This window comes from Fusicatenibacter saccharivorans (assembly GCF_015557635.1).
Lineage (GTDB): Bacteria > Bacillota > Clostridia > Lachnospirales > Lachnospiraceae > Fusicatenibacter > Fusicatenibacter saccharivorans.
On the sequence record NZ_JADNOP010000003.1, the window covers coordinates 55,592 to 74,434 of the forward strand.

General features: G+C 45.2%; 20 protein-coding genes, 2 pseudogenes and 1 riboswitch. Of the genes and pseudogenes, 17 read left to right on the forward strand and 5 right to left on the reverse strand.

The genetic code is table 11. From position 1 onward, the window contains the following. Nucleotides 1-255 precede the first annotated feature (255 nt). Nucleotides 256-331: riboswitch (cyclic di-GMP riboswitch) on the forward strand. An 87-nt stretch (nt 332-418) separates the two neighbouring features. The 3 genes from I2G42_RS03460 to I2G42_RS03470 all read left to right on the forward strand — a co-directional run bounded on the left by I2G42_RS03460 (nt 419) and on the right by I2G42_RS03470 (nt 5,701). After that, nucleotides 419-2,269, forward strand: a complete 1,851-nt coding sequence (locus I2G42_RS03460) for an ABC transporter substrate-binding protein (RefSeq protein ID WP_195530747.1) — start codon at nt 419-421, stop codon at nt 2,267-2,269. Between the two features lie 5 nt (nt 2,270-2,274). Next, on the forward strand, nt 2,275-5,223 hold the full coding sequence (locus I2G42_RS03465; RefSeq protein ID WP_118600577.1) for a hybrid sensor histidine kinase/response regulator: 2,949 nt from the start codon (nt 2,275-2,277) through the stop codon (nt 5,221-5,223). 217 nt (nt 5,224-5,440) lie between these two features. Further along, a complete protein-coding gene (locus I2G42_RS03470; protein WP_173829168.1) occupies nt 5,441-5,701 on the forward strand; it encodes a sensor histidine kinase in 261 nt (86 codons plus the stop codon). On the opposite strand, the gene I2G42_RS03475 is transcribed toward I2G42_RS03470, so the two are convergent. Next, nucleotides 5,690-6,211 (reverse strand): hypothetical protein, encoded by a 522-nt coding sequence (locus I2G42_RS03475; protein ID WP_227093618.1) that lies wholly within the window; start codon nt 6,209-6,211, stop codon nt 5,690-5,692. The two genes, I2G42_RS03470 and I2G42_RS03475, sit on opposite strands and share 12 nt — an antisense overlap. A gap of 267 nt (nt 6,212-6,478) precedes the next feature. On the opposite strand from I2G42_RS03475, the gene I2G42_RS03480 reads away from it, so the two are divergent. The 7 genes and pseudogenes from I2G42_RS03480 (at nt 6,479) to I2G42_RS03510 (ending at nt 10,988) form a co-directional block, all read left to right on the forward strand. Continuing rightward, complete coding sequence (locus tag I2G42_RS03480) at nt 6,479-7,078, forward strand: YczE/YyaS/YitT family protein (protein ID WP_055219524.1); 600 nt, start codon at nt 6,479-6,481, stop codon at nt 7,076-7,078. Nucleotides 7,079-7,111: 33 nt separating this feature from the next. Continuing rightward, nucleotides 7,112-7,228: pseudogene (locus I2G42_RS03485) on the forward strand (transposase); the annotation flags it as partial. Nucleotides 7,229-7,531: 303 nt separating this feature from the next. Further along, nucleotides 7,532-8,259 (forward strand): annotated as a pseudogene (gene rhuM, locus I2G42_RS03490) (RhuM family protein); the annotation flags it as partial. 26 nt (nt 8,260-8,285) lie between these two features. Continuing rightward, nucleotides 8,286-8,570 carry a hypothetical protein gene (locus I2G42_RS03495; RefSeq protein ID WP_055219522.1) on the forward strand — a complete coding sequence of 95 codons (285 nt, stop codon included), beginning with the start codon at nt 8,286-8,288 and terminating at the stop codon, nt 8,568-8,570. Further along, a complete protein-coding gene (locus I2G42_RS03500; protein WP_173830327.1) occupies nt 8,552-8,908 on the forward strand; it encodes a response regulator in 357 nt (118 codons plus the stop codon). Before I2G42_RS03495 ends, I2G42_RS03500 begins: the two co-directional genes overlap by 19 nt. A 27-nt stretch (nt 8,909-8,935) precedes the next feature. Next, on the forward strand, nt 8,936-9,781 hold the full coding sequence (locus I2G42_RS03505; RefSeq protein WP_022461471.1) for a LicD family protein: 846 nt from the start codon (nt 8,936-8,938) through the stop codon (nt 9,779-9,781). Nucleotides 9,782-9,812: 31 nt separating this feature from the next. Next, entirely contained in the window at nt 9,813-10,988 is a 1,176-nt protein-coding gene (locus I2G42_RS03510; RefSeq protein ID WP_117814473.1) for a glycosyltransferase, read from the forward strand. A 63-nt stretch (nt 10,989-11,051) separates the two neighbouring features. Here I2G42_RS03510 and I2G42_RS03515 read toward each other — a convergent pair whose 3' ends face one another. Continuing rightward, entirely contained in the window at nt 11,052-11,729 is a 678-nt protein-coding gene (locus I2G42_RS03515; protein WP_022461469.1) for a GGDEF domain-containing protein, read from the reverse strand. Between the two features lie 35 nt (nt 11,730-11,764). Continuing rightward, entirely contained in the window at nt 11,765-12,502 is a 738-nt protein-coding gene (locus tag I2G42_RS16325) for a transposase (protein WP_243277131.1), read from the reverse strand. A 197-nt stretch (nt 12,503-12,699) separates the two neighbouring features. On the opposite strand from I2G42_RS16325, the gene I2G42_RS16640 reads away from it, so the two are divergent. The 6 genes from I2G42_RS16640 (at nt 12,700) to I2G42_RS03545 (ending at nt 15,890) form a co-directional block, all read left to right on the forward strand. Next, complete coding sequence (locus tag I2G42_RS16640; RefSeq protein ID WP_330611272.1) at nt 12,700-13,596, forward strand: DUF4118 domain-containing protein; 897 nt, start codon at nt 12,700-12,702, stop codon at nt 13,594-13,596. After that, entirely contained in the window at nt 13,544-13,777 is a 234-nt protein-coding gene (locus tag I2G42_RS03525) for a sensor histidine kinase (protein ID WP_238033353.1), read from the forward strand. The genes I2G42_RS16640 and I2G42_RS03525 overlap by 53 nt, the downstream gene beginning before the upstream one ends. Beyond that, nucleotides 13,770-14,471 (forward strand): response regulator, encoded by a 702-nt coding sequence (locus I2G42_RS03530; protein ID WP_022461465.1) that lies wholly within the window; start codon nt 13,770-13,772, stop codon nt 14,469-14,471. Before I2G42_RS03525 ends, I2G42_RS03530 begins: the two co-directional genes overlap by 8 nt. An 82-nt stretch (nt 14,472-14,553) precedes the next feature. Further along, entirely contained in the window at nt 14,554-15,330 is a 777-nt protein-coding gene (locus tag I2G42_RS03535) for a GTP pyrophosphokinase (protein WP_022461464.1), read from the forward strand. An 86-nt stretch (nt 15,331-15,416) separates the two neighbouring features. Next, nucleotides 15,417-15,632, forward strand: a complete 216-nt coding sequence (locus I2G42_RS03540; protein WP_242998571.1) for a metal-sensing transcriptional repressor — start codon at nt 15,417-15,419, stop codon at nt 15,630-15,632. Nucleotides 15,633-15,647: 15 nt separating this feature from the next. Beyond that, on the forward strand, nt 15,648-15,890 hold the full coding sequence (locus I2G42_RS03545; RefSeq protein WP_117814475.1) for a hypothetical protein: 243 nt from the start codon (nt 15,648-15,650) through the stop codon (nt 15,888-15,890). Nucleotides 15,891-16,018: 128 nt separating this feature from the next. On the opposite strand, the gene I2G42_RS03550 is transcribed toward I2G42_RS03545, so the two are convergent. Then, nucleotides 16,019-16,969 carry a tRNA dihydrouridine synthase gene (locus tag I2G42_RS03550; protein WP_117814476.1) on the reverse strand — a complete coding sequence of 317 codons (951 nt, stop codon included), beginning with the start codon at nt 16,967-16,969 and terminating at the stop codon, nt 16,019-16,021. 397 nt (nt 16,970-17,366) lie between these two features. On the opposite strand from I2G42_RS03550, the gene I2G42_RS03555 reads away from it, so the two are divergent. After that, the gene (locus tag I2G42_RS03555) at nt 17,367-17,546 is read left to right on the forward strand and encodes a hypothetical protein (RefSeq protein ID WP_055219510.1); all 180 of its coding nucleotides are present in this window, start codon (nt 17,367-17,369) and stop codon (nt 17,544-17,546) included. A gap of 60 nt (nt 17,547-17,606) precedes the next feature. Here I2G42_RS03555 and bsh read toward each other — a convergent pair whose 3' ends face one another. Beyond that, nucleotides 17,607-18,581 (reverse strand): choloylglycine hydrolase, encoded by a 975-nt coding sequence (gene bsh, locus I2G42_RS03560; protein ID WP_055219508.1) that lies wholly within the window; start codon nt 18,579-18,581, stop codon nt 17,607-17,609. Nucleotides 18,582-18,843 lie beyond the last annotated feature (262 nt).

The window sequence follows — 18,843 nt, forward strand, 5'->3', positions numbered from 1 at the left end:
AATCAAGCAGAGCGGCATTTAGCTTTTGCCATGGCCCTTTCGTAAAATTCTTGAAGAGGAACTCGTTTATGATTGTGATAGATTTCTACTAAAAGCAATGCTGCGTGGACTTCGGAAGTAGAAGAACAGTTCGAGTATATGTATCGGCTGTTCTTTTTTTGCTTTTGAAGGTTAAAATGGTAATGTTTTTCTTGTGTACAGTAGAGTGCCATAGTATAATAAAATCAGTTTTTTGCATAAGTTTAAAAGCTTAAAAAGGACGATCGGCAAACCAGATGAAAGTCTGGGACGCAAAGCTACAGGGCCTGTAAAATGGCAGCCAGTTGCATGAAATGAGGTGCACTGTCTGTTTGGCAGTGCTTTTTTACGGTGTTATTTCATAGATGTGACTATAACAATTCTATTAGGAGAACTTGTAATGAAAAAGAAAAAATGGAGCAAGGTTTTGTCTGTATTTTTAGTGATGGTGACAGCCGTATCGCTTCTGTCAGGCTGTGGAGGGAAGAGTGCGGAAAAAGAAGATGCAGAAACAATCACAGTATATTTATGGAGCACAAACCTGTATGAAAAATATGCACCATATATCCAGGAACAGCTTCCGGATATCAATGTCGAGTTTGTTGTAGGGAATAATGATTTGGATTTCTACAAGTTCCTTGATGAAAACGGTGGATTGCCGGATATTATAACCTGCTGCAGATTTTCCCTGCATGATGCAAGTCCTCTGAAAGACAGTCTGATGGATCTTTCCACAACCAATGCGGCAGGTGCTGTCTATGATACCTACCTCAGCAATTTCAGGAACGAGGATGGAAGCGTAAACTGGCTTCCTGTGTGTGCAGATGCCCATGGTTTTGTAGTGAACAAAGACCTTTTTGAAAAATATGATATCCCGTTGCCAACAGATTACGAGAGTTTTGTTTCCGCCTGCCAGGCATTTGACAAAGTGGGTGTTCGTGGATTTACGGCAGACTATTCTTATGATTATACCTGTATGGAAACACTGCAGGGTCTGTCTATATCAGAGTTGTCTTCTGTGGAAGGACGCAAGTGGCGGACGGTCTACAGTGACTCGGAAAATACAAAGAGAGAAGGTCTGGACGATACCGTCTGGCCAGAGGCTTTTGAACGTATGGAACAGTTTATTCAGGATACAGGGCTTAGTCAGGAAGATTTGAATATGAATTATGATGATGTTGTTGAGATGTACAAAAGTGGCAAGCTTGCCATGTACTTTGGCAGTTCTTTCGGTGTAAAAATGTTCCAGGATCAGGGCATTAACACAACATTTCTTCCATTCTTTCAGGAGAACGGTGAAAAGTGGATTATGACTACGCCATATTTCCAGGTGGCCTTAAACCGTGATCTGACAAAGGATGAAACACGCAGAAAGAAAGCAATGGAGGTACTGGATACAATGTTTTCAGAGGATGCGCAGAACAGGATCATTAGTGATGGACAGGATCTGTTAAGCTACAGTCAGGAGGTGGATATGCAGCTTACGGAATATCTGAAAGATATAAAACCTGTGATCGAAGAAAACCATATGTATATCCGTATTGCGTCAAGTGACTTTTTCTCTGTTTCCAAGGATGTGGTTTCCAAAATGATCTCAGGAGAATACGATGCAGGGCAGGCATACCAGTCATTTAATTCTCAGCTTCTTGAGGAAGAAACTGCTTCTGAGGATATCGTGCTGGATTCACAGAAGTCGTATTCCAACCGTTTCCACAGCAGTGGAGGAAATGCAGCATATTCTGTTATGGCAAACACGCTACGTGGCATCTATGGGTCAGATGTGCTGATCGCAACCGGAAACAGCTTTACGGGAAATGTGCTGAAAGCCGGTTACACAGAAAAAATGGCAGGTGACATGATCATGCCAAATGGTCTGGCGGCTTACAGCAGCAAGATGAGTGGGGCTGAGCTGAAAGAAATGATCAAAAACTTTGTAGAAGGCTATGAGGGAGGATTTATTCCGTTTAACCGTGGCTCTTTGCCAGTGGTTAGTGGTATTTCTGTGGAAATTAATGAAACGGAAGATGGCTATACATTAAGTAAAGTTACAAAGGATGGAAAGGCAGTTCGGGATGAGGATACTTTCACGGTGACCTGTCTTGCCACACCGCAGCATATGGAAACTTATCCTGTAGATGAAAATATGATATTTGATGGAGGAGCTACATCTGTGAAAGATACCTGGACAGCATATGTTTCAGGTGGTAATGCCGTTCTTGCAGAACCTGAAGATTACATAACCCTGAGGTGAGAAAAATGGATGTTAAGAATTATAATAGAAATAGAAAGAAACCTGTCAGGAAAAAAGGATTAAGAATAGTTGCTTTTCTTCTTCTCTTTATAGGAGTTGTTCTGGCTGTTTTCCGATATTATAAGTTTATGTCGAAATCTATTTACGAGGAAAGTGTTTCTCATCTGACGGAAGTTCTTCATCAGTCTGATCAGATGCTGAGAGAACTGACAAATAAGAACCTGACTTACCTCCATATTTGGGGCGAGAATCTGCAGAATATTTCCGGTGAAGACGAGATCCGTGATTATATAAAGAAAGCGCAGGAAGATGCAGGCTTTTTGGAATTCTTTTTTCTATCATCTGACGGTGACTACAAGATGGCGACAGGTGAAACCGGGTATCTTGGATTACAGGAAAATATTGAAGAGGATATCCGGCAGGGAAATGATGTGATAGCGAATGCAGCAGTTCCCGGAAAATCCCAGCTGCTTGTTTTTGCCACACCTAAGGCGCATGGAATTTATCAGGGATTTGAATATGATGCGATTGCCATTGCTTATGAAAATTCTGATATCGTAGATGTACTGGATATTTCTGCTTTTGATGGAAATGCCCAGAGTTTTATTATTCATCCGGATGGTCGTGTTGTGATTGATCATTCTTCCGAGTTATGGGGGAACGTGTATAATTTCTTCGGTTTTCTGAGTAGGTATTCTGATATGTCTGAAAAAGAGATCAATGTCCTTTTGGAGAAGTTTAAAGCGGGACGTACTGATGCGATGTTGCTGAATCTGGATGGAAGAAATTATTATCTGGTCTATGAAAAATCGGATATTCAGGACTGGATGTTTCTGGGACTTGTCCAGGCTGATATTGTCAATGCCAGTATGAACAATCTGCAGTTTACCACGATGCTTCTTGTTGGAGCTGTTGTACTTTGCATTGCTGCCTTTTTTATCAGTCTTATTATCCAGAAAAACAGGAAAAATCTCAGAAGAAAGGATGTGGAGATCCGGTACCGTGATGAGCTGTTTCAAAAGCTTTCCATGAATGTGGATGACGTTTTCCTGATGCTGGATGCCCAAACATATCAGACGGATTACGTCAGCCCTAATGCGGAAAAACTGCTGGGTATTACAGTAGAACAGATTCGCAAGGATATTCGTGTTTTAAGAAAACTGCACCCTGCAGATTCTGAAGACTCGCAGAAGAATCATCTGAAAGAAATTCCGGTTCATGAACAGCAGGAGTGGGATTGTGAATTTATACATCGGAAGACAGGGGAAAGGCGCTGGTTTCATAATATTGCAATGGGAAGTGAGGTAAACGGGGAAAAGAAATATATTCTGGTTATGTCAGACCGTACCTCTGACCGGAAAATGAACCAGGCTCTTTCTGAGGCAGTCCATGCGGCAGAGACTGCAAATAGGGCGAAGAGTATTTTTCTTTCCAATATGTCTCATGATATCCGGACACCAATGAATGCGATTATTGGATTTACAACATTGGCTGCAAGTAATATTGATGACAAAAAAAGGGTTCAGGATTATCTGGGCAAAATTCTTTCTTCCAGTAAGCATCTGCTTTCACTGATCAATGATATATTGGATATGAGCCGGATTGAGAGCGGAAAGATCCATCTGGAAGAAACAGAAGTCTGTCTGTCGGATGTGCTTCATGATCTGAAGACGATCATCAGTGGACAGATTCATGCGAAGCAGCTGGAGCTTTATATGGATGCCATGGATGTTACGAATGAGGATGTCTATTGTGACAAACTGCGGCTGAACCAGATACTGCTGAATCTTTTGTCAAATGCGGTTAAGTTTACTCCGGCAGGCGGAACCGTTTCTGTCCGTCTCAGACAGTACCCGGGAAAAGTAAAAGGCAGCGAACTGTATGAATTTCGGGTAAAGGATAACGGAATTGGAATGAGTCAGGAATTTGTACAGAAGATCTTTTCTCCTTTTGAGCGGGAGCGGACTTCTACAGTCAGCAGGACTCAGGGTACGGGACTTGGAATGGCCATTACCAAGAACATCGTGGATATGATGGGCGGTACTATTGAGGTTCAGACAGAGCAGGACAAAGGCACCGAGTTTATAGTCCGTCTGCCATTTCGGACTCAGCCTGAGCATCATCGCATAGAGAAGATTTCGGAACTAGAGGGTCTTAAGGCATTGGTTGTAGACGATGACTTTAACACCTGTGACAGTGTAACAAAGATGCTTGTAAAGGTTGGAATGCGTTCGGAATGGACAGTCTCGGGTAAAGAGGCTGTTCTCCGTGCACGACAGTCAATGGAGCTGGGGGATGCATTTCATGCTTATATCATTGATTGGCGTCTGCCGGATATGAATGGAATTGAAGTTACACGTCAGATCCGCAGTCTTGATGACAATACGCCGATCATTATTCTGACGGCATACGACTGGTCAGATATCGAAACAGAAGCCAGAACTGCAGGAGTGACTGCATTCTGCGCGAAACCTCTGTTTATGTCAGATATCAGAGAGACTCTGATGGCTGCCATCGGTCAGAAACAGGCCCAGGCAGAGGATAAGATTCTTCCGGCAGCAGATTTAGATTTCAGAGGCAGGCGTATACTTCTTGTGGAAGATAATGAACTGAACAGTGAAATTGCAGTGGAAATTCTGAAAGAATATGGATTCCTGGTTGATACAGCAGAAAATGGAGCAGAGGCAGTGGAGAAAATTAAAAATTCAATACCAGGGGATTATGATCTGGTACTGATGGATGTGCAGATGCCTGTAATGAATGGATATGAGGCTACCAAGCAGATCCGTGCGCTTACTGATCCGGCACTGTCGGGAATTACCATTCTTGCCATGACTGCTAATGCTTTTGATGAGGACAGAAAGAAAGTTCTGGAATGCGGTATGGATGGATTCTTATCCAAGCCAATAATTATTGAAGAATTGATCGATACGTTACAAAAGAATCTGGATTAGGTGCCTGGAACATCATAAAACCCACAAGGTAGAAGAGGGAAATGGAAATCAGGCAATCAGGAGCCTTCCAGGTGCATGGAAAAATTTTTACTGTAAAAAAAGGGATGAGTCTGGAAATGTAATCCATGTTTTATGTACGGTCCGTAGTATCAGCGATTCCAAGAGACGTGAAGAGGATCTTAACTTTGCTGCGGAAGCAGCAAAGCGGGAAGCCGAAATGAAAACAAGGTTTCTGACAACGATGAGTCATGATATCCGTACACCACTGAATGGTATTATCGGTATGGTAAATATGGGAAATCAGTACGCAGATGATCCACAGATGCAGCAGAAGATCAGAGAAAAGGTAATGGAATCCCTGAAATATCTGGTGTCTCTGGTAAATGATGTGCTGGGTATGAATAAACTACAGAGCGGAGATTTGAAGGATTCTGTCGAATATTATGGACAATGCCATAAAATTCAGTCAGGCGGGTAGTGTGCTCATGGTCGGGGTTAAGGAAGAGTTTCTGCCTTTAACTGTCACAAGATCAAAGTTTTTATGTGTCACGGATAATTCGGCAGCCAATTCGCTGACAATGTCGATTTTAGAAATTGCCTTGTTATACAGCACAAAAGCATAATTCAAAACAATGCCGTTACAGGAAAGCATAACCGAAACTGCCTGATGCCCATAGTCCTGTTTGCCTTTCAAATGAGATTGATGAAAATACGCATCTTCAATCGGATGCAGAGCCCGTGACGAAGGCTTTGTCTTTGCAGCTATCATATCGTCAACAATACAGAAAACAGGTTTTCCGGTGAGGGCTGCTTCTGAATAAATAATCTCAATGACAGGCCGTTTTAATGTATCTGAAAGCAACGATTCATCCCACTTTCCAGAGTTGAGGAAATGGGCAATTGTAGTTCTATGGCAGGAACTGTTTTTGGCAAAATCCGTGGTTTTTCCATGGTATCCAGAAAGAAAGATGATAATCAGGATACTCATAAGATGATTGATCATTCGATTAGAATACGATTTGCATAAATCTAATTTTTTAAACTGGTTGTATATGAATGCTGAATGATGTATAGTATTTGCAGGAGACACCTTCTTTCGTGAATGCTGTAAATGTTGGTTTGGTCACTTTCATTATACAACACAATCGAATTCAAGGTGTCTTTCTTTTATGCAAAATCACGAACTTGCTCATTTATAGTATAAAAATAAAATGCGTAGTAAGAATTCAAATAAAAATAAAAGGAGGCTATAACAATGAGTAAAACAGAATGGACGAAAAAAATAATAATCATTGTGATTGGTTCGATCATAGCAGCATATGGCATTACCCTTGCATTGTATGCGGGATTTGGAGGGGCAACCCTTGCTGTTTTGTGGCAGGGGATTTCAAGGACATTTCATATAAGTATAGGCATGGCATCTCTGATTGTAGCCATAATTATGATTGTGTTCTCATTTTTCTATGACAGATCACAGATACATATTGGTACGATTATTTATCAGCTTGTGTATAGCCTCTGTGTTGATTTGTTTGCAAATGCACATGTGTACAGTACGCATTTGTGGGTGAATGCACTGATTATGTTGCTGGGAGTCATGCTTTTTGCAGTCGGAACAGGAGTTTATGCGGCAGCTTCACTGGGACGTGGTTCTTACGAGGCATTAACCTTTTCTCTTGCGGAAAAGAACGGCTGGCAGGTAAAAACAGTGCGGATGATACTGGATATTGTTATGGTACTTACCGGAGTTTTGCTGGGGGGAAAGTTTGGCATATGTACAATCGTAACGATCATTATCTCAGGACCGGTTATTCAGTTTACAGCATCAAAAACTAAAAAGCTATTAAAAAAATAAAGATGTGGATTTGGTGAAAATCGTCACCGGCGGGAGTATCCAGAAGCAGTCCGACGCCTGATCTATACGACCAACACCATCGAAGGATTTAACCGCCAGCTCAGAAAAGTCACAAAATCAAAAACTGTATTTCCATCGGATGACAGCCTGCTTGACATGCCTGGAAATTGCATTATAATACAAACAAGGACAGAGTCCCCAAAACGGGCTCCGTCCTCGATAACTAATGACATATCTTATATCAGTTTTTTCTGCTTACATAAAACTTGAAACCGTCTCAATTACCGCTCTGTAGATTACAGCACAATTAAAAACTTTGTTTTCAATGTTACTAAGGATATCCGCATGACAGACATACCTACATGGAAACAGAAATTAGAACAGCAGTATATCAATCTTGCATTTGACCCTGCTGTAGCATTGAGTGATTTATCGAAGAAGGAGGCCTCCTATTTGAAAAAGAAAAAAGATGAAGTAACTATCCGTTCCAGTGCAGCAGAATACCTGACCTATGTTGCCTCTGTTGGTGGTCAGCAGGATAGTATTGAGATGCGCTATGAGGAGGAGAATATATGGCTGACACAGAGGATGATGAGCACATTGTATGACGTTGGTTTGCCAACGATAAATGAACATAGCAATATAATCTTCAAATGATTATTGCGGTTGGATTCAAGGTTAATAATGAGCGAGCAGTACAGTTTCGCAAGTGGGCCAATGGCATCGTAAAGGACTACGCCATCAAAGGTTGAGTCATGGATGATGAACGCCTGAAAAATGGTGGCTCTGTGCTCACAGTAGAATATTTCGACCATTTGCTTGAGCAGATTCGAGAAATCCGTCTCTCAGAGCGTAGATTTTATCAGAAGATAACAGATATCTATGCTACAGCTCTTGATTATGACCGAACAGCGAAAACAACAAAGCAATTTTTTGCAAAAGTGCAGAACAAGATGCACTATGCAGTTCACGGACATACAGCAGCGGAGTTGATTTACGAGCGAGCCGATGCAGATAAGCCACACATGGGATTAACTACATGGGCTGCAGCTCCGGAGGGCAAGACTGTAAAAAGTGATGTCAGCATTGCGAAGAATTATCTAACAGATAAGGAAATGTGTTCATTGGAGCGTATTGTATCTGCTTATTTGGATTTGGCAATGGAACGCTGCAGACATCAACCCTGACGGGTGCAAAGATCAAAGAAATGGCAAAAGAAGGCTGTGATCTCAATGGAAACGGATATCCTTATCCATATGTGCTTCTGACCAAAGATGGAACCGATCTGGAGGACGAAAAAGAGTACACCGTTGTGATCTGTGGTTTCTTAAAAGGAATGGAAGACGAGCTGAATCAGCAGGATACCGGAATCGTCGGTCTTGATGCAGCAAAAGAATATCTGAAGAACGTAAAAGAAGTTTCATCCGGTACGCCGGATGACAGTCTGGTCAAAGAACAGAAAAAAAGACCATTATGTGTACGGATGTTGTGATCGAAGAAAATACGTATTACATGGTTTTAAAGAAGCTGGACGGATACGACTGGTCGATGCTGATGCTGGTGCCGACATCGGATCATTATGCGCAGATGTGCCTGCGGGTAGCGGATAATGGAATCGGTATGAGCAAAGAATTCCGGAACAGCAGCCACCCGCTGGCAAAGAAAATCCCGATTCTTGCGATGACAGCCAACGCATTTTCAGAAGATGTGCAGAATGCCTTCAATGCGTGCATGAACGCACACATAGTAAAACCGGTGGATATGAAGGTACTGATAAAAACAGTGCGGAATCTTCAGACGGGCGCCGGAGCGGCAGGAACTTTAAATTGAAAAAATCCGGCAGAGTGTTTATAATGGATGGGAAAAACAAAACAGAAAGGCAATGCCGTTATGCGTAAAATTACAGAATTAAAAGAAAAACAGGAGATTGCGCTTGGAATATTACTGTATCTGGATGAAGTCTGCCGGAAACATCACCTGATCTATTTTGCAGCAGATGGAACACTGCTCGGGCTGATCCGGCATCAGGGGTTCATTCCGTGGGATGATGATGTGGATGTCTGGATGCCGAGAGCGGATTATGAAAAACTGGAACAGATTGTAAACAGCGAAACGGATACACCGTACCGCGTCATGAATTTTCATAATACAAAGGGTTTCACACTGGCATACGGAAAGCTGGTACACACCGGAACGAGTCTTGTGGAGCACGTGGCAGGAGCTGTGGATACCGGTCTTTTCGTCGACATTTTCCCGTTTGACGGACTGCCGGAAAAAGATACACCGGAGTACGACCGTCACTGGAAAAAGCTGCTGTTTCTGGAAAGCCAGCGGATGAATGCATTCCGCACCTACCGCCAGACCTTAAAAGGAAACAAAGGAAGCTTCGCAAAATGGTGCAAATGGGCGATCCGGAAATGCTATGGAAAAGAGCGGATTCTGCGCGAGATGGAAAAAGAGTGCAGAAAGTACCGCGCGGAGGACTCAAAGTGGGTGGCCTGCCAGTGCGGCGGTTACCGCAAGTCGGACGCGATTCCCAAAACAGCGATCGAAGAGATCGTGCGCCTTCCGTTTGAAGGCCATCTGATCAATGCCCCGGCGGGATACGAGACGTATCTTCACACCCTGTACGGCGATTACCATCAGCTTCCGCCGGAGGATCAGCGTCATCCTGCGCATGTGGGAGATGCCTACTGGCGTTAGAACAGAGAAAAAAGCAGATGAGAGGTAAGCAATGAGTAAAATACTGGTGCTGGGACGTACCATGGACATGGGCGGAACGGAAGTGGCCATGGCAGCGCTGCTGCAGAAACTGGTGGAGAAGAAAGAAGATGTAACGCTTCTTCTGGTCGAAAAAAGAGGCGTTCTGCTGGAGCGGATTCCGAAGGAAGTGGAAGTGCGCCAGATGATCTGGGACAAAAAGCCGCATCCGGCTTTGGAACGGATTGTGGGAAAACGGGAGACACCGGCAGAACGGTCTTTCTATGCCAGAGGAATGGGCGTATTTCTGATGCGCGTCGTGTATGGAAAGAAACGGTATGGAAAACTGTATGAACGGATTCTGGAGTGTGTGGAGCCGGAAACAAAACAATACGATCTTGTTTTCGACTTTTTCGGATTCGGTGCGTTCACAACCGCATTCGGAGCCAGAAAGACGAATGCGCGGAAAAAAGCGGTCTGGTTCCACGGAGAAAATCTCTGGTGGCTGTTCCGGACCAGGGACTTTATTCCGGAGTATGATAAAATTTACTGCGTTTCCGAGCCTGTCCGGAAACAGGTCATTGCCCGTTTTCCGGAACTCGCAGACCGGACAGAGGTTCTGCTGAATTTCATTGACATCAAACAGGTGCAGAGACGGAGTGAGGAGCCGCTTAGCGATCCGCAGTACACAGGAGAGCTGAAATTTCTGACGGTGGGAAGAGCTTCGGAAGAAAAAGGATATGATATTGCGGTGCAGATCACGGCGGAGCTGAAAAAACGGGGACTTTGCTTCAAATGGTTCATCATCGGTGATGGAAGAGATCTGAACAAGCTGCGGACCATGGCAAAGGAATATCAGGTGGAGCAGGAAATTATTTTTCTCGGAATGCGCGAAAATCCTGCGCCGTACGTAAAATCCTGCGACCTGTATCTCCAGCCGTCCCGTCACGAAGGCTATCCGATTACGATTGTAGAGGCGAGAAGCCTGCAGAAGGTCATCATCGCTTCCGATATTCCGTCCATGCGCGAGCAGATCCGTGATGGGGAAAACGGATATCTCTGTCCGCTGGATGTGATGCAGTTTGCCGATAAAATCCAGAAAGTGCTGGCAGATCAGGAAGGACGCGATGCGGTCAGAAAGAAGCTGCGGGAGGAACCCATTGATTTTTCAGCGGGATATGCGCAGATAGAAGCGTTTGCAAAAAAATAAAAGAGAAACAGCGAGAAAAAACGCCAGAACCGGCGATAAGATATTTCCGGTTCCGGCGTTTCTTTAGTCCTGGCGTCCCTGCTTGCTCTGCTGCTTGTTTTCATACATATATTTATCTGCTTTGTCAAACAGCGTGCGGAGCGTACATTCGTTGTAATCGGTGGAAAGTGCCAAGCGGTGGGAATAGCTGATGCGGAACTGGGTTCCGTAGCCGTTGAACTGTTCGACTTCGTTCTGAAGCTCTGTGAGGATTTCTGTGATGCTTTCGCGGGTTGCATCATAGATGACCGCCATAAATTCATCGCCGCCGTATCTTCCTACGAAATGCTTCGCGGGAATCGAGTTTCGCAGCAGCCGGGCAAAGTTCAGAATCAGCTGGTCGCCGATGGAGTGGCCGAGGCTGTCGTTGACGCGTTTCAGGTTGTTCATGTCAAAGACGATACAGGCAGTAGGAGTTTTGATGAATTCCACATTGTGGAACAGCTCTTCGCACTTGCTCTTGTTCGGCAGTCCCGTGTGAAGGTCGATGTAGGCTTTCTGTTCCAGCTGGCGGTTGGCATTGGAAACTTTGACTGCGGCAACCGTTTCATCTGCCATCTGGAAATACGTCTCGCTCATGTCTACCAGATCCGCCGTTCCGTTTTCTCCGGATCTGACCTTCTGAATTTCATTTTTCAGTTTATCCCAGTAGGCAATCTGGACATCCAGTTTTTTCTGATAATCTTTGTCGGAAAGAGTCACGAGATCGTAGTGGCCGTCCTCGTATTTCAGTCCGCTTAAGATATCGTCCAGGTAAGGTCTATCTCAAATCCGGAAAGATCCCAGACTTCAATACTCTTTTTTCCCTTCCTGAAGCTCCTTTTTCTCCCCTCGTTCCGCTGAAACATGCTTTCCGCATCCTGAAACAGAAGCCTTCTTTCATCTTTCAGACGGATTACCGTTTCTAAACCGCATTCCTTCAAAGTATTGATAAACGGGGCATTCAGGTACAGTGCATCCGCCATAATCACATCTGCGAAATGACCATGCCTTTTCTTTAAATGCCGGATGAGCCTTTTCGCTCCTGTCAGTTCCCCTTCATCTTTTTCTGAACCATCTCTGGGTTTCAGCATTTCCTGCCCAAAGATCACATGCGGCGATTTTCCTACCACACTTCGATGAAAGTATTCTGTCTTCCTCGTCCCGTTCTTCCGGCTCAGGCAGTCTGGACAGGACTTTTTTGTACTGCTGAATAATTCCACCCCATCAATACCTGCCGCAACATATCCGCCTATGGTTCCTTCCCGAAATACGCGGTTGCGTTTCAGAACATCAATCGTCTGCGCGTGAATTTCCTCGATTTCTTTTGGATCAATCCGGGAAAGAAGATCCCTGACTGCATCAACTTTTGGGATTTTTCCACGGATACAGTTTTTCGGTCGTTTCTCCATGCTTTCCGGCGCTGAAAAAATGGTGTGAAAACTTTCATACTGAAGCATCAGGAAAATCAGCACTGGCATAACGATATTAAACAACGGGATGGGTTTTCTTTTTCTTTCATCGGATAAACCCTTGATTTTTTGTGGAATTTTGTATACACTTTTCATATAAGTTAGCAGTTTCTTCAATGCTAATTTTTCATTAAGGACACCTTCTTTCGTATGTTTGTGGGGTAACATAATTATACAATAAAAGGTGTCCTTTTTGATTGTTTATCCGGACTGCGGCACAGATGGCCCGGGCATTTGGTGATAATTTTACAGCACTGTATGTGCAGACCGCGGAACCGGCAGAGAAAACGCCGGAGGATCAGGCAAGGCTGCAGAAGCATATCCGCCTGGCAGAACAGAGCGGGGCGGAGATTGTAACGACGCACAGCGAGGACATTGCCCTGCAGATTGCAGAATATGCGAGAATTTCCGAAGTAACGCGGATTGTCATTGGAAAAAGCATGATGGATCAGGGATTTTTTCGAAAGAGAAGGGGATGGACCGAACGGCTGACCGATCTGGTGCCGGATTTGGAAATCCATATCATTCCGGATTCCAATATCATTACCATATATCTGGTCGGCGTTATGATGACGTCCATTCTGACCAGCGGTTATACCTGCAGCGTAATCAGTTCTGTGATCAGTGTAGTGCTGTTTAACTACTTCCTGACAGAACCGCGTCTGACACTGTACGCGTACGGTTCCGGTTATCCGGTGACCTTTGCCATCATGCTGGGCATTTCCATTCTGACAGGTACGCTTGCATCAAAATTAAAAGAGAATGCAAAGCTGTCTGCGCGGGATGCGTTCCGGACGAAAATTCTTTTCAATACCAGCCAGCTTCTGCAGAAGGCAGAGGATGCGTCGGAGATTTTTGATATTACAGCGACAAAGCTTGTAAAACTGCTGGGAAGGGATCTGACGGCCGCACCGGCAGGGGCACAGGAGAGCAGAATTGTCCGCGGAACACTTTACAGCGCGCAGACAGGAGGAAAGACGGAAAAAATCTTTGACCCAAGGGAACAGGAAATCATTCAGTGGGTTCTCGACAGCCGGAAAAGAGGAGAAAAATGTCTGGATCGCGGTGGAGGACAACGGCCCCGGGATTCCAAAAGAGTCCAGAGAGCATGTGTTTGAGATGTTCTATTCCGGGAAAAATAAAGTAAGCGACAGCCGCAGAAGCCTTGGCCTTGGACTGGCACTCTGCCGTTCGATTGTAAATGCGCACGGCGGGGAGATAGCACTTTATGACTGCGATCCACAGGGCTGCTGCTTTTGGTTTAACCTGCCGTTCAGTGAGGTGAATTTGAATGAATAAGACATTAATTCTGGTTGTGGAAGATGATACGCCGGTTCACAACCTGATTACTACGACGTTAAAAACACACGATTATAAGTATATTTCTGCAAAGAACGGTGCGGGTGCCATTATGGAGGCCTCCACACATAATCCCGACATTGTTCTGCTCGACCTTGGCCTGCCGGATATTGATGGCGTAGAGGTGATTGAAAAGATTCGAAGCTGGTCGAATATGCCGATTATCGTAATCAGTGCAAGAAGTGAGGACAGCGATAAAATCGAGGCATTGGACGCAGGAGCGGATGATTATCTGACGAAACCGTTTTCTGTGGAGGAACTGCTGGCCCGCCTTCGAGTCACACAGCGCCGTCTGTCCCAGATGCAGGCAGAAAATGGAGTCCAGTCGGCTGTCTTTGAAAACGGCGCACTGCGGATCGAGTACGCAGCGGGGTGCGCATATCTTGACGGAGAGGAACTTCATCTGACACCAATCGAATACAAGCTGCTCTGCCTGCTGTCGCAGAATGCAGGGAAGGTGCTGACGCATACGTTTATCACACAGAAAATCTGGGGAAGCAGCTGGGAGAACGATATCGCTTCCCTCCGTGTTTTCATGGCGACGCTTCGGAAAAAGCTGGAAAAGAACGGAGAGCAGACGCAGTATATCCAGACGCATATCGGGGTTGGCTACCGGATGCTGAAGGTAGAGTAAAAGAAGAAAGAATTTGACTTTACAGGCCTAAAATGATAGCATAAAGGACAGAGAACGCAGTTTTGGGAGGACGAAAAAACGGATGATGAAAAACCTCGAAGTACTGGAGGAAATTAGAAAACAGGGAAAAAATCTGATCGAGACAAAACGGGATGAGTTTGTAAAGCAGAATCTTTTATCGGACGAGTTTATTCAGATGATGCAGAAGAACAAAAAGCCGTTCGAGCTTCTGATGTCGTATTATCAGTGCGCCATTATGGAAATCGAGACAAAGTTCCGGGTGCTGAATCAGGAATACTCGCTTTCCTATGACCAGAACCCGATCGAAGGAATCAAAACAAGGGTCAAATCGTATGAGAGCATTATGCGGAAAATCCGCGTGAAAGACATCCCGGTCACACTGGAGTCTATCGAGGAAAATATCCGCGATATCGCCGGTGTGCGTGTGATCTGTTCTTTTCCAAGCGATATTTATAAGCTGGCAGACAGTTTTCTGAAACAGGATGACATTACGCTGATTGAGCGGAAGGACTATATTCAGCATCCGAAGGAGAGCGGCTACCGCAGTCTTCATCTGATCGTTCAGGTGCCGATCTTTTTACAGGATACAAAGAAACTGGTCTACGTGGAAGTACAGTTCCGTACGATCGCGATGGATTTCTGGGCGAGTCTGGAGCATAAGATGCGCTACAAGAAAAATATTCCCGAAAATCATGTCAAATATCTGCAGGATGAACTCTACGACTGCGCAAGACAGAGCGCGGAGCTGGACAACCGTATGCAGAATATCCGGAATCTGATTGCAGAGGAAGCAGAAGAGGAAGACCACTGCACCTTTGTAACGCTGCCGATGCGATGACGGATTTGAAACAAGGAGGATGCAAAATGAAACAGTGTATGGATGCAGATAATCTTCACCGTCACCTGAAAAAGATCATCGGTTAGGTGCAGGCGATCGAACGTATGGTGGATGAGGACGTGCCGTGCGAGGATATACTGGCGCAGATCAATGCGGTAAAATCGGCACTTCATAAAGTAGGACAAGTTGTCCTCGAGGGCCATATCCAGCACTGCGTGCGCGACGGCATCGAGCACGGAGATGCGGATCAGACGATTGTACAGTTTACGAAGGCTGTGGAACGGTTTGCAAATATGAAATAAAAATAAGAAGATAAGATGAAAAGAGAACTTCCGGCAGGAGCAGAAAAAAGATGCTTCGTCAGAAGTTCTTTTTGTTTTTCTGATTTTGAAAAACTCCTCTTGACAACCAATACCCCTATAGGTATACAAGGAGGAAATAGTGTGAAAAAGTTAGAGGAGTTTCTCGAGTTGGGGAGGAACGAAGAAGGACATCACGCTGGCATGCGCCGACAAGAGCAAAAAGCTTTTCGTCTTCCTTGTGTAAATCGATTATGGTAAAAATCCTCCCAAAAACAAAATAGAAATAAGTCGTTGTATCCTGTTTCTATCGTACCGGATTTTGCAGAAAAGACAAGTGCGTACCTGAAAGTGACATGGTTTCCAAAAGATACTAATGGACTTCGAAATTAAAGAATCAGCTCCTGTTCCCGGAACAGTGCGTCGACCGCCTCTTCATACTCGGCAAGCCGGTTCGCCTTTTTGATCTTTTTCAGATATTTCTGCGGATTGGTAAACGACATTCCAAGATAAATCCAAAGTGCTTTTAATTTGAACAGCACATTTTTATCCCCGGAAATCACACACGCATAACCGGCGCAGAGATCCTCACAGAACGCGTGCAGCAGCTCTTTATCGGGAGCAGAGGCTTCGCCGCCTGCCGGATCTGCACTGCGCAGCATCCCAATCAGCCACGGATTCTGCAGTACCCCGCGTCCGAGCATCACTTTCTCCGTGTCCGGAAACTCACGGCAGAGATTCTGAAAATCATCGGGTGAGAAAATGTCACCGTTGTAGCAGAGCGAGCAGCGGCTCGTCTCATACGCTGTCCGGTAGCACTCCATGCGCGGCGTAAATTTATAGAAATCTTTCTGAATCCGCGGATGAATGATCAGTTCCTCGAGCGGATATTTGTCGTAAACCGTAAGCAGATCCTCCCACTCGTCGGTATCCGTTGTGCCAAGCCGCGTTTTGATCGAGATGCGGCAGTCGCACGACGAAAAAATCTCATCGAGAAACGCGTCGAGCGTATTCGGCCACGCGAGCAGCCCGGAGCCGCGCCGCTTGGCGACAACCGTGCCGGACGGGCATCCGAGGTTCAGATTGACGGTATCGTAACCGTACTCCCTCAGTTCCTTTGTCAGGGACAGAAAATCCTCCGCCTGATTAGTGAGAATCTGCGGAATCACCGTCATTCCTTCGTTGTGCTCCGGGAGAATATCGTTCCGTTCGCGGGAACTCATTTTTTTATTTGTAATAAACGGCGTGAAATAACGGTCCGCCGCCGGAAAATATTTGTGGTAAGCATTCCGGTACACATACCCGGTCAGCCCTTCCATCGGGGCGAGATAAAACTGCATGATGATAAAATCCTTTCGAAAAATAGTCAGGGAACTGCAGAAAATGACTGCATTTCCCAATATCCAAAAGTGTACCACAAAACCATGGAAAACGACAGAAAAAGTTCCTACAGAAAGTGCAGTCAGACACCGAGAAGCACGGAAAATACAAAATATACTAAAATAGTGGGAAAAATAAAGAAAAATGCAGAAAAGGTCTTGACTTTAAAGTGTACTTGAATGATACACTGATTCCAGAAGGAAACATAAGGGAGGAATTTCAAGATGGAAAAAGTAAAAAAAGTAACCCTTTCCGGCATGCTCTTTGCGATCGGCCTGATCCTGCCGTTCTTCATCGGCCAGATCCCGGCAGTTGGAAAAATGCTCCTGCCATGAACGGCTGGAAGCATACTACGATATGAAGGTCTTCCTCACGATCGATCCGATCGAGCAGATCCAGAGAATTGAAAAGCGGAACGGGAGTGAAAAGGCGGTGGAATTTCAGAAGAAATGGATTCCGCTCGAGGAGCTGTATTTTGAAAAATGCCGCACCAGAAGCCGGTGCGACGTCTGTTTTACAATGTGTGATGAGATGTAGAAAAAATCCGATACAGAATCTTTTTTGAGGGGTCCTCAAAGATTTCTGTACCGGATTTTTCTAATTCTGCATATGAATCTGCTCGCCCGTCACCGGCGCAAAGCAGCGAAGCGTTTCGCCATCAAGATTCTCGCGGTGCATATCAACCGCAGAAATCTGATGATTGTCATACGTCGTATAATAGTAAATTCCCTGCGTCGCATTGCAGCAGGAAGTATAGAGCGTGATCTCATACTTTCCGTCCGCCACCTCGCAGCATCCTCTCTGCTGGTCAACAGAATTTAAAATATGGAAAAACTGGCTGACACTCTCCGTTTCGCTGTTTCCCGAGATCGAGTTCTGCTTTACAAACGCCACGCGTGCAAAGCGGGAAGCAGACGAGAGGTCGCCCGGCAGTCCAAGACCGCCCATGCCACGGCTGTACGTAGAAAGATCGAGCTGGTTGGAAAACGTGTTGGCCGGCTGTTTCGGTGACAGATGCAGGTAATTGTTCAGTGAGAACATCTGCATTGGAAACGGCGGATTGTTTGTCAGAACGCCGACCGGATTGTCGTAGACATGCAGACCGTCCGCCGTGGATTCCACGGTGATGGCACCCGATGCATCTGCGATGATCCAGTGAAGCTGTGCGAGCGGAAGATTCTTTTTAAAAGGTGTGCTGATGAGATTGATACGGGAGAGGGATTCTTTTGCTTCCGCAAGCGAAGCACATGTACCGAGAATCCACGGGATCAGCTCGAACTGCGCGATATTGTCTTTCTCCGGTTTCGGATCGAAATAAACGGCATTTCCTACAAAATTAAGGCCGGCGATACCAAGCCCCTTTTCATTGAACGCCTCATAATAGAGCGGGTAATCATCCATCACACACGCCATGCCGATCATTGCATAGTGATGGGAAAGGGACGGCATATGAAGAAAGGAAAACGGATAATTGCGAGGTGTAACGGTGATCTGGTCGCCATAGGAAAATTCATAATCGAGTGTGCGACCCATATAAAAGTCGCGTGTTTGATAGGTTGCTGCTGTACACATAGAAAAACTCCTTTCGATGGACGGGTTGTCATTGCTGTAAGGTATCATAGCACAGAAGCGGAGGAACGAACAGGAGAAAAATATGAAAAAAGTATAAAAAAGTATAAAAAAGGATCCTGTCAGGCAGGATCCTTCAGAGTGGAGACAAAACCCTGCTTTTGCAGGGTTTGCTATGGGTGTTTTTTGAGGGATGATTGCTCAGATACGCTCCGGGTCGCTGACCGGTATCTGTTTCGAAGCAGCAGATCAGACATAGATGCTG